The sequence below is a fragment of the Salinicola salarius genome (assembly GCF_002179555.1).
Taxonomy (GTDB): Bacteria; Pseudomonadota; Gammaproteobacteria; order Pseudomonadales; family Halomonadaceae; genus Salinicola; species Salinicola salarius_A.
In genome coordinates this window covers 60,528-77,071 of the sequence record NZ_NHOU01000014.1, presented here as the reverse complement: position 1 = coordinate 77,071, position 16,544 = coordinate 60,528, and the positions used below count along the sequence as shown (strand labels likewise).

The 16,544-nt window shown below is 63.1% G+C and carries 12 protein-coding genes and 2 pseudogenes; 7 read left to right on the top strand and 7 right to left on the bottom strand.

Annotated elements, in window-relative coordinates; genetic code table 11:
• Positions 1–58: 58 nt before the first annotated feature.
• Complete coding sequence (locus tag CCD76_RS11980; protein WP_087719738.1) at positions 59–967, top strand: LysR family transcriptional regulator; 909 nt, start codon at positions 59–61, stop codon at positions 965–967.
• A gap of 24 nt (positions 968–991) precedes the next feature.
• Positions 992–1,174, top strand: a pseudogene (locus tag CCD76_RS20650) (Xaa-Pro dipeptidase); the annotation flags it as partial.
• A gap of 61 nt (positions 1,175–1,235) precedes the next feature.
• On the opposite strand, the pseudogene CCD76_RS20405 reads toward CCD76_RS20650, so the two are convergent.
• Positions 1,236–1,784 (bottom strand): annotated as a pseudogene (locus CCD76_RS20405) (autotransporter assembly complex protein TamA); the annotation flags it as partial.
• Here CCD76_RS20405 and pepQ point away from each other — a divergent pair.
• The gene (gene pepQ / locus CCD76_RS11965; protein ID WP_256961290.1) at positions 1,740–2,885 is read left to right on the top strand and encodes a Xaa-Pro dipeptidase; all 1,146 of its coding nucleotides are present in this window, start codon (positions 1,740–1,742) and stop codon (positions 2,883–2,885) included. The pseudogene CCD76_RS20405 and the gene pepQ overlap by 45 nt on opposite strands.
• 8 nt (positions 2,886–2,893) lie before the next feature.
• On the top strand, positions 2,894–3,922 hold the full coding sequence (locus tag CCD76_RS11960) for a hydrolase (protein ID WP_087719735.1): 1,029 nt from the start codon (positions 2,894–2,896) through the stop codon (positions 3,920–3,922).
• A gap of 60 nt (positions 3,923–3,982) precedes the next feature.
• Here the strand turns inward: CCD76_RS11960 and msrA are convergent, their stop codons facing one another.
• The 3 genes from msrA to CCD76_RS11945 form a co-directional block, all read right to left on the bottom strand.
• Positions 3,983–4,621, bottom strand: coding sequence for a peptide-methionine (S)-S-oxide reductase MsrA (gene msrA, locus CCD76_RS11955; RefSeq protein WP_087719734.1), 639 nt, complete (start codon positions 4,619–4,621; stop codon positions 3,983–3,985).
• An 80-nt stretch (positions 4,622–4,701) separates the two neighbouring features.
• Positions 4,702–9,717: an autotransporter assembly complex protein TamB gene (tamB, locus tag CCD76_RS11950; protein WP_444875469.1), complete on the bottom strand. Its 5,016-nt coding sequence runs from the start codon at positions 9,715–9,717 to the stop codon at positions 4,702–4,704.
• A gap of 46 nt (positions 9,718–9,763) precedes the next feature.
• Positions 9,764–10,789, bottom strand: coding sequence for a hypothetical protein (locus CCD76_RS11945; protein ID WP_143543282.1), 1,026 nt, complete (start codon positions 10,787–10,789; stop codon positions 9,764–9,766).
• 357 nt (positions 10,790–11,146) lie between these two features.
• On the opposite strand from CCD76_RS11945, the gene CCD76_RS11940 reads away from it, so the two are divergent.
• The gene (locus tag CCD76_RS11940) at positions 11,147–11,740 is read left to right on the top strand and encodes a superoxide dismutase (protein WP_087719731.1); all 594 of its coding nucleotides are present in this window, start codon (positions 11,147–11,149) and stop codon (positions 11,738–11,740) included.
• 51 nt (positions 11,741–11,791) lie between these two features.
• On the opposite strand, the gene CCD76_RS11935 is transcribed toward CCD76_RS11940, so the two are convergent.
• Both CCD76_RS11935 and galU read right to left on the bottom strand, forming a co-directional pair.
• Positions 11,792–13,072 (bottom strand): nucleotide sugar dehydrogenase, encoded by a 1,281-nt coding sequence (locus CCD76_RS11935; RefSeq protein ID WP_087719730.1) that lies wholly within the window; start codon positions 13,070–13,072, stop codon positions 11,792–11,794.
• A gap of 4 nt (positions 13,073–13,076) precedes the next feature.
• On the bottom strand, positions 13,077–13,964 hold the full coding sequence (gene galU, locus CCD76_RS11930) for a UTP--glucose-1-phosphate uridylyltransferase GalU (protein WP_087719729.1): 888 nt from the start codon (positions 13,962–13,964) through the stop codon (positions 13,077–13,079).
• Positions 13,965–14,254: 290 nt separating this feature from the next.
• On the opposite strand from galU, the gene ubiG reads away from it, so the two are divergent.
• A complete protein-coding gene (ubiG, locus tag CCD76_RS11925) occupies positions 14,255–15,037 on the top strand; it encodes a bifunctional 2-polyprenyl-6-hydroxyphenol methylase/3-demethylubiquinol 3-O-methyltransferase UbiG (protein ID WP_087719728.1) in 783 nt (260 codons plus the stop codon).
• Positions 15,034–15,711 carry an HAD-IA family hydrolase gene (locus CCD76_RS11920; protein ID WP_087719727.1) on the top strand — a complete coding sequence of 226 codons (678 nt, stop codon included), beginning with the start codon at positions 15,034–15,036 and terminating at the stop codon, positions 15,709–15,711. Before ubiG ends, CCD76_RS11920 begins: the two co-directional genes overlap by 4 nt.
• Before the next feature lie 37 nt (positions 15,712–15,748).
• Here the strand turns inward: CCD76_RS11920 and CCD76_RS11915 are convergent, their stop codons facing one another.
• Positions 15,749–16,507: a YciK family oxidoreductase gene (locus CCD76_RS11915; protein WP_087719726.1), complete on the bottom strand. Its 759-nt coding sequence runs from the start codon at positions 16,505–16,507 to the stop codon at positions 15,749–15,751.
• Between the last annotated feature and the right edge of the window lie 37 nt (positions 16,508–16,544).

The window sequence follows — 16,544 nt, the reverse complement described above, 5'->3', positions numbered from 1 at the left end:
GATTGGCCAACCCACCGTCCGGCGGATCGCAACCGCGTGATTTACGATAGAGAACACCATGGAACTACGTTGGCTGGAGGACTTCATCGTCCTGGCCGAAACGCGTCATTTTTCTCGTGCCGCCGATCAACAGAACGTCACCCAACCGACCTTTTCGCGGCGCATCAAACTGCTCGAGGAGTCGATGGGCGCCACGCTGATCAACCGTCAGACACTGCCGCTCAGTCTGACCCCGGCCGGCGAGGAGTTCCTCATTCTGTGCAAGCAGATTACCGAGCGGGTGCGGGTCACGCGGGAGCGATTGCAGAACCTCGCCCGGGAGGACTCGCGTCGCGTCAAGCTGGCGGCGCCCCAGAGCCTGGTGACCCACTTCGTCCCTTCATGGCTGGAAACGAATGCCATCCAGTCGCAGGTCGAACCCTATCTGCGTGCCACGAGCTGGCTGGTCGGAGAGTATTTTCAGGCGCTGGAGCGTGGCGAAGTGGATCTGGCGCTGTGTTACTGGCCGGAAGGTCGCACGGCACTCGATATCGATCTCAGTGGCGTGCGCTACCTCAAGATCGGCGAGGAGCGTCTGATCCCCGTCTGCCTGGCCGATGCCGATGGTCAACCACGTTTTGCCCTGCCCGGCCACAAGCGGGAGCCGGTACCGCATATCGCCTATCATCCCAGCGGATTGATCGCCGCAGCGCTGCAGGCCCACTGGGGGCGCTCACGCCAGGAAGTGCATCTGTCCACGCTCAACGAGAACGTCCAGACATCCAACATTCGTGAACTGGTGCAGCAGGGCTACGGGCTTGGCTGGCTACCCTGGCGCACGGTTCGTCATCTTCTCGAAACTGGCGAGCTGACGCGTGCCGGCGATCAACGCTGGGACGTGCCACTATCGTTACGCCTCTATTTCCGGCAGGACAGTCGGCATCCCACATTACCGGGCCTGCTGACCCGACTCGCTGCCGCTCGATGATAAATCCAACGACAGGAAACGCCCATGACTCCTAGCAACGACACCGTCGAAACGCTTCAACGTGCCCATCTGGAACGCCTCCAGATGGCCTACGCCGATATTCTCGCTGCCCAACGGTTCGATGCCGTTCTCATCTACAGCGGCCATGCCGGCGTCCACTTTGCCGATGATCAGGAAGCCTCTTTCAAGAGCTACGGCCATTTCGTCCACTGGACCGGGGCCAGCCATCATCAGCACGACTGGCTGCTGATNAACAGCAGCAGCCGAATCAGAATTCCGGTCCGATGGAGAAATGGAGACGCCAAGAGTCCTCCTCGTCGTCAAACGGATGGGCGATATCGAAACGGATCGGCCCGACGGGTGATATCCAGCGTACGCCGACGCCAGCGCCGGTCTTGAGTTCGTCCGGCCACCATTCGTCGAACGCGTTGCCCGTATCGACGAACGTGGCGCTCCAGAAGTTGCCGGTCAGGTGGCGTTGATACTCGATGCTGCTGGTCAGCATGTGCTGACCACCGAGAAGCTCGCCGTCCTCGTTTTCGGGCGAAAGACTCTCGTAGGAGTATCCGCGGATACTCTGGTCGCCCCCGGCGAAGAAGCGCAGCGATGGCGGGATCTTGTCGAAGGTATTGGTGGCCATGGCACCGCCACCGATACGGCCGACGAAACGGTTCTCGCTGCCGAGCATTCTCACCCACTGGGAATCGAAGGTGGTCCGCACGAAGCGAGCATCCGATCCCCAGGCCGGGTCCGACCATTCCAGTGTCAACTGTTGCCTGTCGCCCCAGCTCGGGAAGGTCTGGTTNTTCAGCCGGGTAGTTCGCCCCGCTGGTACTACTACGCGCCGGCCGATTTCTGGCACCTGGCCACGCCAGCGCCGACGGGCGTATTGGCAGAAGTCATGACGCTACAGCCGCTGCGCGATACCGGCTGGCCACCGAAGGGCGACGTGACAGCCCGTCGTCTTGCGGTGATCGGCGATCTGGAAGCGTCGTCGCTGCCGGCCGGGGCCGAGCTCAACCCGCCGGCGCTGTTGGTAGCGCTGGACGAATTGCGCATGTACAAGGACGACTACGAGCGCCATTGCCTGTTCGTTGCCAACCAGCGGGCCCTGAGGGGGCATGATGCGGCCCGCGATGCCTTTGCCGTGGGCGCCAGCGAACTGGATATCCAGCTCGCCTATCTCGCGGCGACGCGCCAGCGGGAATCTCAGGTGCCTTACCAGAACATCATCGGCATCGATCACCACGCGGGCACCCTGCACTATCAACACTATGACGTGGAGGCACCCGGCACGCCGAAGTCGCTGCTGGTCGACGCCGGCCATTCCCATGCTGGCTACGCGGCGGATATCACCCGCACCTGGGCTTCCGTTCACGCCGATCCGCTGTTCGAGCGACTCATCCAGGGCGTCGCCGACTACCAGCAGCGTCTGATTTCGCGGCTGGCTCCAGGACTGGATTTCGTCGAACTGCACCGGGAAATGCACCGCCATCTGGCCGAGCTGCTGGTCGAAACCCGACTGATCTCGATCAGCGCCGAAGCGGCCGTGGAGAGCGGCCTGACACGCGCCTTCTGTCCTCACGGGCTCGGCCATAGCCTGGGCATTCAGGTTCATGACGTGGGCGGCCGGCAGCGCGACGGACAGGGAACGCCGTTGCCGCCGCCGACCGAGGATCCTGCTCTGCGCCTGACACGCACGCTTGACGTCGGCATGGTGGTTACCATAGAACCGGGTTTGTACGTGATTCCCATGTTGCTCGAGCCGTTTCGCCAGGGCGCGCAGCGTGAAGCAGTGGACTGGGCCGCCGTCGACCGGCTTCAGGATCACGGTGGCATCCGGATCGAGGATAACGTGATCGTCACGGCCGATGGCCACGACAATCTGACCCAGGGCGGACCGATCGCCGAGGATTGAACCCATCCATGGCAAACACGATCGTATCGGCTGATTTTCGCGCGCCGCCGGGGCTGCGCAACGCGCACGTCCAGACACTGCTGCCGCGGCTGCTGCCCGGCGGTTTCCTGGCGAAAGATACCGAGATCGTGAACCTGCCGGATGGCGATTTCGTCGAGCTGGCCTGGGCCCGCCCAGCCCCGCCTCGCGACGACGCGCCGATCTTCCTGCTATTCCATGGTCTGGAAGGTTCCTTCGATTCGCCCTACGCCCGCGAACTGCTCCATGCCGCGGCGCGAATGGGCTGGCGCGCCGTGCTGATGCATTTTCGCGGCTGCGGACAGACGCTGAACCGGTTGCCGCGAGCCTATCATTCAGGGGACACCGCCGATGCCTACTGGATCATCGGCCGACTGGCACAGCGCTATCCCGAGGCACTCATGGTGGCGACAGGGGTATCTCTAGGTGCGAACATGCTGTTGAAACTGGTAGCCGAACAGGGTGGCGACGGTCTGCCGCTGGAGGGCGCCATCGCGATCAACGCCCCGCTGGATCTCGCCGCGAGTGCCGATACGCTCAATCAAGGGTTCTCACGGCTCTATCAGCGCTATCTGCTGCGCCAACTCAAGCGCAAGGTTCTGACCCGACTGCGGACGACCCCGTTGCCGTTGACGATCAGCGCGCAGCAGATTCGACAGTTGGACAGCTTCTGGGCCTACGACAATGAGGTCACCGCCCCGCTGCACGGCTTTCACTCTGCCAGCGATTACTATCGACGAGCCTCGGCGGGGCCGTTACTGGGGGAAATCGAATTGCCGACGCTGATCCTGCATGCGGATGACGACCCGTTCATGCCGCCGGATCTGTTCGCTCGCCTGCCGGCACCCTCGCCATCGGTGCGGGTGGAAATTGCCCGCCACGGCGGCCACGTCGGTTACGTGGAAAGACGCGGCGGACGCCTGGGTCCCTGGCTGACCCGGCGCATCGAAGCGCAGCTGCAGCAGTGGGCGCCGCGCAAACTTAGCCAGATGGCTCCCTCCCCTCAGCTCGATCACTGAATCGATCCTCAGGCCAGGCAGCGGAGAGAGCCGCAGACTCAAGCAATGCCTGATCGGCGATCAGGCCGGTAGCGGACAGGTAACGCCCGTTCCCTTCAGGCCACAGTAGCCATTGGGATTCTTGGCGAGATACTGCTGGTGATACTCTTCGGCGTAGTAGAACGTATCCAGCGGACGGATCTCGGTGGTGATCTCCCCCAGGCCTTGGGCTTGCAGCGCCGTCTGATACTCGTCCCGGCTCCGCTCGGCCACCGCTTGCTGCTTCTCGTTGGTGGTATAGATCGTCGAACGATATTGCGTGCCCAGGTCGTTGCCCTGCCGCATTCCCTGGGTCGGATCATGAGCTTCCCAGAAGGCGCCCAGCAGCGACTCGAGCGTGACACGGCCCGGATCGTAGACGACCAGCACGACTTCGGCATGGCCCGTCCTGCCGGTACAGGTCTCTTCATAGGTCGGATTCGGCGTGATGCCGCCGGCATAGCCCACGGCAGTGACGACGACGCCATCCAGTTCCCAGAACAGCCGCTCCGCCCCCCAGAAGCACCCCAGCCCCAATACGATCTGCTCGGTGCCGGCCGGGAAAGGCGGTTGCATCGCAGCGCCATTGATCAGGTGTTCACCGCTGATCTGAATGGGCGTATCGCGGCCCGGGAGTGCTGTCTCCGCAGTCGGTAGCGATTCGGAACGTCGTTGAAACATGGCTTACCTCCGGATGATCGAAGAGGCGCCCGGCATTGCCGGACGCCGATAATGTCGGGCGAGCCCCTTGGATGAGCGTCTCAGGTATCGCTGGCGCGGCCCAGGCTGAAGGTGTAGATCAGATCGACGGCCTGCGCGGCGCCGGAAACGGCCTGCAGATAGAGATTCTGAATCAGGCGATAACCCAGGGTCAGCTCGGCGATGGGAGAGAATATGCCGACGCCGTAGCTCACCTTCAAGTCGTCGAAGACATAACCGCTGACCACCACCTGACTGTCGTCGCCCGACCCCGACGCATCGAGACTCAGATCCTGCACGCCGAACGCCTGGCCGACCTGTCCTACGGCACTGCCGGTCTGCGACAGCGAGAGCCCGATCAACGCCGAGGTCAAGGCGTCGTCGCCGCTGCCGGAATCCTCGGGCGCTCGGCCCCGAAGAATATAGGACAGGGCGCGGCTCTCCGTCATGGCGGGTTCGGAGAAGATCGTCAGACGCGGTGACGAAGCCGAGCCGGTTACCCGCAAGCCGGCGATTACGTCGTCTTCGGTGGTATCCGGATTGCGGATGGCCTCGAACTGCAGACTCGGCTGGGACGCCGGCCCGCTGAACAATACCTGCCCCTGGCGAATGATCAGATCCTGCCCGAACGAGGTGTAGGTGCCGTCGACCAGATTGACGTCGCCATAAAGCTGGACCGGACCGGTGCCCTGACGCACCTGCAGCTCGCCGGTGAGCCCGGCTTCGAGACCGTAGGCCTCCAACTGCATGTCCGGCCCGAGATGCAGGTTGACGCGGACATCGAGCTGCATCCCCGCATCGGCCAGGGCCTGAGCCGTACCGGCGCCCTCTTCGTTTTGCCGGGCCGCAGCTGCGGCCTGCTGCTGGCGATCCTCCTCCTCGGTAATGATGACCGCATCGCTGCTGGGCGCCTGCGCCGACGAAGGAATCTGGCCAATCTCCAGACGCGCCCAGGGGACGCTGACATCGCCGCGAACCTGAAGCCGCTGCGGCATCGCCTGAATCTGCAGATCCGGGGCAACCCTCAGGCGGCCGTAGGCCGGCATCGCTACCATCAGCGGTGCTTCGGTGCCGTCGATGTCGACGTTGGCTTGCCAGTTGGCCGGATCCTGCCAGTTGGCATTCCCCGAGAGATCGAGCCGGCCCTCGTCGCTCTGCACGAAGCCCTGCAGCGTCGACGACTGGCCTTGCAGGGCCAGTGACAGCTGGGCGTCGGTGATCGCGACCGGCGATACGCCGCCCTTGACCTGGATGCCATCGATGGTGATATCGCCATTCAGCGCCGGCATGGCAAGCGTGCCGCCTAGCGCGACATCACCATTGATGGCGCCTTCCAACTGGTCGATTCCCGCCACCAGTGGTCGGTAGGGGCTGAAACGGAGATCGCTCATCTGCAGACGCCCTTCCAGCGTGCCGTCGCCCGCGGGATCGTCGATCCGAGCCTGCAGCCGAATCCGGCCCGCGTCTTCCAGTTGCAGATCGAGCTGGGTCCGGGCCCGCTGCTGATCGGCATCCAGCGACAGCGATATCGTCGCCGCCGGCACCTGCCACGGCGCGCCTCGTGCATCGACGCCGCTGACCGTCACGTCACTGTCGATATCGGCGTCGGCGGCCCAGGCCTGACCACCTCGCGACCAGCTGGCGACGATATCACCGTTGGTCTGGCCCTCGACCTGCCACTCTTCGGGCATGAAATCGTTGAGCAGCGCCATGGGAAGATCGTCAATCGACAGCGCGGCTCGCCCTTGAGCTGCCGAGGCATTCATGCGCTCGGTCAGACAGAGCGCGCCGCCCTGCTGCCGGTCGAGGCAGAACGGGGAAATCGTCGCACTGGAATCAGCGAGATTGGCCGTAAAGTCCAGGGAATCGCGAAGTGCGATATCACCATAGTCGGTCGAGGCGGACAATCTCGAGAACGCGCCCTGATAATGCTGGAAAGCGCTATCGAGGCCGCCTTGAAGGCGGATGGACGCCTGCGAAACCGGAAGGCCCTCGCCACCGCTTACATCGAGCGACAGCTGATGCCGGGACAGTCGCCCGGCGAGATCGAGCTCGACGGATCGAATCTGCTGTCCCGCCGTCTGAATGCCGCTCGCTGTCAGATCCACGTCGAACTGCGGATCCTGCGTTCCCGTGGAGTCAGCTTTCAGTGCCAGTTGGTCGAGCCGGTTCTCGGCATAGCCGACATCGCGACCCCGAAGATCGACCGCGATCTGCGGGCGGTCCAGCGTCCCGCGGCCCTGGAACTGGCCGCTCAGTGCGCCAGAGAGATCCGGCAGGATCGTGCCCAGCGCGGGCGCATCGATATGCCCCTCGATGTCGAGATTCCGGTCGACTCGCCCGCTGGCGGTGATCCGATTATCGCCCTGGCGCAAATCGAGCTCGCGGATATTCCACTGCATCTCGCTGTTGCCATCGACCTGCGCATGCAAACTGAGAGCCCGCTGCTGAAGCCGACCGTCGATCGCCAGCCGAGGTAGCGCGAGCTGCCAGCCGCCGTCGTCGCGCATCGCGAAAGCCGCCTGAGTCTGGCCATTCAGTTGCCCGGTTATGGTCTGTGAAAAAGCGCCCAGCGGCAGCTGCTGGAAATCCAGATGCACGCTGGCGGACAGTGCCGGCGCCCAGCGCACCGTACCCTGGCTTTCGAGCTTGCCTCCCTGGCTTGCCACCTGCATCGGCTGCCAGGCGAAATGGTCGAGATCGCCTTTGCCAGCGAGTTTCAGCGTGGCGGGCGGCAACCCGGCGCCCTGTCCGGCGAGGTCGAGATCGGCGCGATAGTTCGCCAGCGTGCCATCGACGTTCAGCGCCAGGTGGTCGAGCTGATATTGCGGCGCCGTCTGCTCGATGGCCTGCACGTCTTGCAGTTCGCGGGCCGCGAGGATGGCGGCCTCATCGAGGCCATCGTCCAGGTCGGTGAAAGGCGCGAATGGGCGCGATGCCAGCGGCCAACGCAGCCGATCCGCATTGAGGTTCACGGAGAACGGCAGCCCCGGTTCGAAGGCTTGAATCCGGGCATCTAGCGCTGCCTCGGCATTACCGGCCGTGCGCAGCTGGATATCCAGATCGTCGAGCGTGCCCTTGGCATCGAGTGTCATCGTCTGGCCGTAGACCGGCGCGCGGGTCACCCGTCCCTGTAACGACAGGACAAGCGGAATATCCCCCTCGAGCTCGGCACTGGCGGTAAGCTCGGCATGGCCATCCGGTGCATCCAGCATCAGCCGCTGGATCTCGATCCTGCGATCGACGGCGGAGAAAGAGAGCGCCAGTCGGTTCAACCGTTGCGGACTCGGGCCTTCGAGGCTGACGTCGCTGATCGTCACGCTCGGTGCTTCGATCTCCAGCGGCAACTGGAGACCGGGCAACTGCTCGCGAAGCGCTGCGAGACTCTGCTCGATCCGTTCGACGCGGGCGTCGGTCCGGTCGGGGTCTGCCTCGGCAACGTTGGCGGCAGCGGCCAGCGTCAGCGGCGTCAATGCCATCGTCACGGGGTTGTCGGGAAGCGTGTCGGGAAGCGCTGCCGGCGGCGTGTCGGTGATCGAGGCCGGTGGCGCGTCGGTGATCGAGGTCGATGACATCGTCGCGGTGTCGCCGACAGCATTGATGGCGACCGAGGCGTCGATGGCATCCGGACTCAGAACGCCGGTGCCGAGATCGGGCATGGCGAGCGTCTGGCCCGGACTCTCGGGCAGTCGAATACGCGTCTGTTCGAGCGACGTCGGTAACAGTTTCAGATGGTTGCCGGACATTTCGGCGCCCGTCTGGAAGTGCTGCCAATGGATATTGGTGCCATCGACCNGCGACCAGCTGATGCCCGGATAGAGCAGCAGCACGGCGTCGTTCTGGTCGGCCTGGGTAAAGTCTTCGTAGGTGGTCTGCCAGTAGAGATCCTGCGCCCAGCCATTGGAAAACTCCCAGTGACGCGCCATCTGGACCGAGCTCTCGAAGCTCTTGGTGTCCTCGTTATCGATGTTCTTGAGGCCGTAGCGAACGCGGTAACTGTCTCTCAGCGGGTTCTCGAGCGGAATCGTATATTCTCCCGAGAAGCGCTGTTCGGGCGCGGACAGATACAGCGAGTTGGTCAGGCTGTGACCGTAGCGATTCAGCCAGGGTATGGTCCAGGAAAACTGGGTGCGCGGCCCCACATCGGTAGCATAACCCACGCCGACCTCGAACTGATGGCGATCCGCCGGGGTCAGCTCCACATCGACAGGCACGACCATGGGTCGGCCGACCATGGGTCGGCTATCGGTTATTTCCCTGGCAGCATTCAGGCCCGGCCCACCCAGCACCGAATCGGGATCGGCGGTCGTGTCACGGCCGGTCGCCTCGCGCCACCACTGGCTGGGGGCTGCGGGAGACGACTCTTCGTTCACGCGCGGTCGCACTGCCACGCCACTGAACCAGTTGGTCTGCCCCAGATTCTGATTGAGCGTGGCCAGATCGCCGGCGAGATAGGGCTCTCCCGGCTCGAACGGGACCATGTTCTTCAAGCGGTGCTGCTGGATCTGACTGCCTCGAAAGTGGACATGCCCAAATCGGTAGCGTTGGCCGCTGTCGAAGTCGAGAAAGATGCGGGCGCTGCTTTCCCAGGGGCGCACTTCGATACGCTGCTGACGAAAGCGTGAATTGAAATAGCCTCGCTCCAGGGCCAGCGTCGACAGTCTGCCCTTGAAGCCGTCATAGCGGGAATGCAACAACGGGTCGCCGACCTTGAGCGGGTTCGACTGCATCGCGTTCTCGAACGCCTCGTCCTCCCTGGCATCACCGTCGAGGGAGACGTCGACCTGCGTGATTTCGGTACGCTTGCCTGGATCGATATCGATGACGACACGCTCGTTATCCTCGTCGGGATAGCGAGTGGCGAGTTCGGCGTTGTAGTAACCGAATGCCTGAAGGGCCTGCTCCGCCCGGTTTCTCACTACGCCGTCGAGGCGTTCGCGAGTAGATTGGCTGTCGGCTTCGAGCTCGGAAAGCATATTGACGACATTGTCCGCAGGCGCCCCGCTCAATCCCTGCACGGTGGCATCCAGCGCCCAGACGTGCCCCGCGGCAGGCAGCCCAAGGCAGATCAGTCCCATCCTCAAGACATTGATATGAGACGGGACCTTGACTTGAAACATCGACTCAACCTCCGCCGCGCTGTAGATCAGAGACGTTGGTGATCAGCGAGGCGACGCGTCGCGTCAGTTGGGCGCGACTGGCCTCGAGGGATCCCAGTCTTTCTTTGAGTTCGCGAATCTGAGAAGCGCTGACCCCGGCGGGTAGGTTGTCGACGCGTGACTGCAAGGATTCGAGACTGGCATTGAGAGCGGTTTGCCCCTGCCGAAGTTCCGTCAGCGAGCTGCGAATCTGTTCCAGCTCGTCCGTGGACGGTGTCTCCTGCTGCGAGAGCGTATCGACCCGGCTTTCCAACGTCGCCAGCGTGGACTGCAGGTCCGTCAGCGTGGCTTGAGTATCCGAGCCCTCGATCTCTTCGAGCTGCTTCGAGAGCGCCTGCTGATCCTGACGCAGCGTATCGAGCGAGGCGGCGAGCTGGTCCGATTGCGTCTGGCTGGCCTGCTCCAGCCGATCCAGAGCGTCGTTCACGGCGGTGATGCGCTCGTCCTGCTGCTGTTGACCGCCTTCGAGCGTGGTCAGCCTTGCCGATAGCGCGCCGCGTTCGTCCTCCCCGGTACTTTCCAGTGCCGTGAACGAGGATTGCAGCGTCGCGATCAAATCACGCAGGTCCTGGTCGGTGTGCTGGAGCGATTCGAGTTGCTGCGCGGTCTGGTCATTTTCGCCAGAATTCGCGACTCTGGTTTCCAGACTACCCACCGCCGCTCGGGTCGCCTCGAACTGATCGCGCAGCCGATCGAACTCGGCGCGCAGACTTTCCCCGGAAGCGTCCAATGTCGAACCGGTCGCATCCAGGCGCTGATTGAGCTTGGCGATCTGGGCATCCTGCGCCTGCAACCTCTGCCAGAGTTGCCAGCCTCCTGCCCCCGCCCCGGCGATCAACAGCAGGATGAGAAACCACAACGGCCACACCTTGGGCGCGCGCCGCCCGGGAGATCCCTGGTAATGGCGCGCGCCCGTTCGGGGTGTCGTCATGTCGCTGCGATCGGGAACGATGGTCGGGGGTGCGCGATGGTCGTCGGATTGTGATGGCATTGACGTCGTATACCTTGCCAATAGTGATGCTGTCGCTGATGAAACGGGCGATGCCTCGGCCTCCGCGGGTGCGGACACCGGAAATCGTCTCGCCGGCCACCTACTCGGCCACCTGCTTTCGGCGTCATCACGCCAGGGGAATCAGCGTCGGAAGCCGGCCTCGAACGGCCGAAGGATTACGTTACGTGAAAGCCGTTGCGAAGCCTAGGCTTGGCAACGCAGGGTTCGCATGATAACAGCCGCGGTGGAGATATAGGCATCGAATTGGGATCTCGGCTGGGTTCGCGGTAGCATGCCCGCGATCTGCCTCGCCCGTTTCGGCCCGTATCTGCCGCTAACCGTCTTCCAACCCTGTCGATGAGTACGATGTCCCACCTCGCGTCCCGATTCGAATTACCTGCACTTCCGTTCGAGCGCCATTCGCTGGAGCCCGAAGTGTCCAGAGCCCAGGTCGACCTGCTCTATAGCCATCACCATCGCCGTCACATCGACGCCCTCAATGCGCGACAGTCGCCAGATGACAATCTCTCCCTGGCCGCGCTGGCGAACACGGGGGACGAAACCGTGCGCCATCATGCCCAGGAAGCCTGGAACCTGGTGTTCTTCTGGCATGGACTGAGCGCACGCAGCGTGGAAATGCCCGGAGCACTGGCCCGTCGGATCGATACCGCTTTCGGCGGCATGGGAGCGCTGCAATATCAGTGGCGAGCCCGGATCGACGCGAGCGAGGCCGGGTGGTCGTGGCTGGTGATCGATGCCGAAAACACGTTGCAACTGACGACATTGGCGCCGGGGCGATTTCCCGTCGGAACGATCCCGTTATTGGCGATCACGCTGGCCGAAGATGCCTACCGAATCGACCATCGAGGTCTGCGAGGAGAGTATTTCGATGCGCTATGGCCGCATTTGAACTGGGAGTACGCGCAACTCAACAGCGAAGTGGCTGAATGAGCGCTGGCCGGACTGGCCAGCGCGGGTTTGAAGGGTGTTGCTGACGGGAACCTAGGCCCGCCGCCCGATACCGCGGTAAACGAATCCCCGCGAGGCGACATAGGCCGGATCGTAGATATTGCGACCATCCAGGATCAGCGGCGTGTTGAGCGCCTGCAGCAGGCGTCGCCAGTCCGGGTTCCAGTAACACTTCCACTCGGTCACCAGCATCAGGGCATCGGCGCCTTCGCAGGCGCTGTAGAAGTCGCCTTCGCACAATTCGAGCTGCGGGTGATCGGGGTAAAGCTGGCCCAGCGCATGCAACGCAGCCGGGTCGTGCACCTTGACCGTGACACCCTGCGCCCACAGCGCTTCCAGCAGCGTCAGCACGGGAGCATGATCGATCCGAGCGGTGCCCGGCTTGAACGCCGCCCCCCAGATAGTGACGGTACGACCTTCGAGTTCGCCCTTGAAATGGTTCCAGAGCTTGCGGAACAGCGTCTCTTTCTTGCTCTCGTTGATGTCGAGGACATGTTCGAGCAAGTGGGACTCACGCCCCGTCGAGTGCTGGACATCGGCCAGACGCATCAGATCGCGAGAGAAGTTGGGGCCACCAAAGCCGCAGCCGGGGTAGAGATATTCGAAACCGATACGCGTATCGGCCCCCATCCCCTGGCGCACGTATTCGACATCCACTTCGAGCGAGTCGGCCAGACCGGCCAGCTCGTTCATGAAGCTGATACGCGTGGCCAGCATGCCGTTGATGGCGAGCTTGGTCAGTTCCGCGGCACGACGAGGCATCAACTGGAACACTTCGTGACGCCGATTGAAGGCGCGCAGCAGTTCGCGAATCTGCTGGGTACCCCATTCTTCTTCGCTACCCAGCAACCAGTGCGCCGGGCGCGTGAACGTCTCCCACGCGCGCCCTTCCTCGATACGGTCCGGCAGCGCGACGGCGACCTGCCCGGAGTGCCCCAGCAGTGCCTCGAGCTTCTCCGTCTGCCCTACGGGGAAGGTGGAATTGTTGACGACGACCAGGGGCGTGCTCTGGCGCCCCGGCACCTGCCTGACGTAGCTCTCGGCGGCTTCACGCTGATCCGGCGACAGGGCCAGCCAGTGGACGTCCGCATCGGTATCGGCCGGCACCTCTTCGACGATCACCAGCTGGCCGGAGTTCTGGCCGGCAAGGATCTGATCCTTGAGTCCCGGCTCGCTGATCACCCAATCGGCATTGGCCAGACTTTCCCAGGGGAAATCGGCATGCGGCATCCAGGTAACCTGATGCCCGACCGAGCATAATGCGGCTGCGGCAGTCGCCGCGGCCAGTTCGCTACCATGTACGACCACCCGCATCGATTCAGTCCTCGGCCGCGTATTGTTTGATCAATTGACGGAAGCCTTCACCCAGCGTCGGGTGCTTACGTCCCAGCGCCAGTGTCGCCTCGAGATAACCGAGCTGGCTGCCGCAATCATAGGTCTGGCCCTGCATGCGATAGGCGGCCGCGCCGCTTTTCTTGCGCAGCGTCTCGATGGCGTCGGTCAACTGGATTTCATTGCCCGCACCGGGCGGCGTTTCGGCCAGAATCGGGAAGATCTCGCCCGGCAACAGATAACGACCGATCACGGCCAGCGTCGACGGTGCCTCTTCGACCTTCGGCTTCTCGACCATGCCCGTCAACGGTGCGCTCTCGCCGGCAGCCGGCTCGTCGCCTTCCAGCGCCACGATACCGTACTTGTAGGTCAATTCCTTCGGTACGGTCTCGACCATGATCTGGGCCTTGCCGGTTTCGTCGAAGGCTTTGATCATGCCGGTGAGATCGTTGCTGGCCATGCCATCATCGTCGATGACGACGTCCGGCAACAGCACCGCGAACGGGTCGTTGCCAATGACCGGGCGCGCACAGAGGATGGCGTGACCCAGGCCGAGCGCTTCGGGTTGACGCACGCTAATGATATTGACGTCGTCCGGGATGATGTTGCGAAGCTCTTCGAGGAGTTCGTCCTTGCCCTTGGCTTCCAGCTGCGTCTCAAGTTCGAAATGCTTATCGAAATGGTTTTCGATGGCGCTCTTCGAAGAGTGCGTCACCAGCACGATCTCCTTGATGCCTGCCTTTACCGCCTCGGAGACGACATACTGGATCACCGGCTTGTCGACGATCGTGATCATCTCCTTGGGAATCGCCTTGGAGGCGGGCAGACAACGTGTGCCGAATCCGGCGACGGGCAGTACGGCCTTGCGAATCATTTTTGAGGTCCTTCCCTTCCTGGGTATGAAATCAGCGGTTTGTTGGCGTCCCGATATCGGATCCTTACTGCTAGCTTAGCGGGCAAGAAGCCGAAAGCACAGTCGCAGAATGGTGACAAAATCGTGCCGCCCTTTTACCAGCTGTTTTTGCTAACTTGGCATCCAGCCAAGCTACCGTCCATAGTAGAATATCGCAAAGCCACGCACCGCTGAACCGGCTTCGAGTCGCGGCAGCGGTCGATCGACCCATCCGACGGTGCGCCGACATCCCAGGGAAGGAAGACCTATTCATGACACCATCATCTGATAACGCCGCGCTTCACGACAACGTCGCCCTCCATGGCAACGTGGACCAGGCCGAGATCGCCAAGTTCGATGCGCTGGCCAGTCGCTGGTGGGATCGTGAGGGCGAGTTCAAGCCATTGCACGATATCAACCCGTTGCGTCTTGGCTTCATCGAATCGCACGTTTCACTGGCCGGCAAGCGGGTTCTCGACGTGGGCTGCGGTGGCGGCATTCTCAGCGAAGCCATGGCCATGCGTGGCGCTCGGGTCACGGGGATCGATCTGGGGGAAGCGCCGCTGTCGGTTGCCAGGCTGCACCAGATGGAGAGCGGTGTGGAAGTCGACTACCGTCACATCAGCGTGGAGGCGATGGCGGCTGAGCATGCCGGAGAATTCGATGTCGTGACCTGCCTCGAAATGCTCGAACACGTGCCCGATCCAAGCTCGGTCATCGAAGCCTGCGCCAGGCTGGTCAAGCCTGGCGGTCACCTGTTCTTCTCGACGATCAACCGCAACCCGAAGGCATACGCCTTTGCGATCCTCGGCGCCGAATACGTGCTGGGCCTGCTGCCGCGCGGTACGCACGAATATCGCAAGTTCATCCGTCCATCGGAGCTGTCGAGCTGGTGCCGTCAACATGGCTTGCGGCTCCAGAACCAGACCGGTCTGACCTACAATCCCGTGTCACGGCGATACCGCCTGACCGCCAATGATGTCTCGGTCAACTACATGGTGCATGTGCGCCCCGAATGGACCGGAGAAGAGCGGACCGGCGGCGGCGGGCAATGAGGTCGAGTGTCTTGCCTCAAGCCTTGCTGTTCGATCTCGACGGCACCTTGATCGATACGGCACCCGACCTGGCCGAAGCCACCAATCGCCTCCGCGAACATCATGGCCTGGCGCGGTTGCCCTACGAGGTGATTCGCGCCCAGGTTTCCAACGGCGGTAGCGCGCTGGTGACACTTGCCCTCGAACTCGCCAGTGATCACCCGGAGCATGCCGTGGCCCGCCGATATCTGCTCGAGCGTTACGCGGAAGTCGTCGCCGACAATAGCCGCGTCTACCCGGGGCTGGAAGCCGTCATCGAGCGCTGGGAAGCCGGGAAGCGCGGCTGGGGCATCGTGACCAACAAGCCCAGGCTGTACGCGGAGCCGCTGGTCGAGGCGCTCGGATTGCGACCGGGCGTGCTCGTGTGCGCCGACGACCTGCCGGTCAGAAAGCCCGATCCCGAACCCCTGCTGTTCGCTGCCAGGCAGCTCGGCGTCGATGCCGGGAAGTGCTGGTATGTGGGAGATCACCGGCGCGACATGGAAGCGGCCGACCGCGCAGGCATGACGGCGGTAGCGGTACGTTACGGCTACATTCCGGACGACGAGAACATCGATGACTGGCCGGCGGCGTGTTGGTTCGACACCTCGGAGTCGCTCGCTGAGGCTCTCTTGGCGTCGCTCGCGGAGCGCTGAGCGAATCCAGGCAAGGCGGCGGGCCCAGTCGCCCGCCTCATGTCCTCGGGGGTTGGGCGTCGAAAGCCTGACCGCTGACTGTCTCGCTGTCCGGCCCCATCAGCCAAAGGTAGGTCGGCATGATCTCTTCCGGCGTACGAAGCACTCGAGGATCCTCATCCGGATAGGCCGATTGGCGCATGGCCGTGCGTGTCGCGCCGGGATTGAGCGAATTGAAGCGAATGGCCGAGCCCTGATGCTCGTCGGCGAGAATCTGCATCAACCCTTCGGTGGCGAATTTCGAGGTCGAATAGGCGCCCCAGTTGGCGCGTCCGCGCCGCCCCACGCTGGAAGACGTGAAAATGACGGACGCGCTGGCGGACTGCCCCAGCAGCGGCAGCAGAACTTGCGTCAAACCCAGCGTGGCGGTGAAGTTGACCTGCATCACCTTCGCCCAGAGCTCCGGGTCGTAGGCGTCGACCGCCACCCTCTCCCCGAGAATGCTCGCGTTGTGGAGCAGACCATCGAGACGGCCGAACTCCTTCTCAAGCTTCGCGACGACCGCTCGATAATCCTGCGAGGTCGCGCTCTCCAGGTTGAGCGGAAATATTGCCGGTTGTGGTGCACCCATTGCCTCGATGGCGTCGTAAACCACTTCGAGACGACTGACGCTACGGCCGAGCAGTATGACCGTAGCCCCATGGCGCGCGTAGCTCATCGCTGCAGCCCGACCGATACCGGCACTGGCACCAGAGATCAACACGATCTTTCCGTCGAGCAACCCGTCAGGTGCCTGGTAATCGATATGACACGTCATAAGGATGTCCTGATCCGCGGAGCCGGAAACCAGGTGG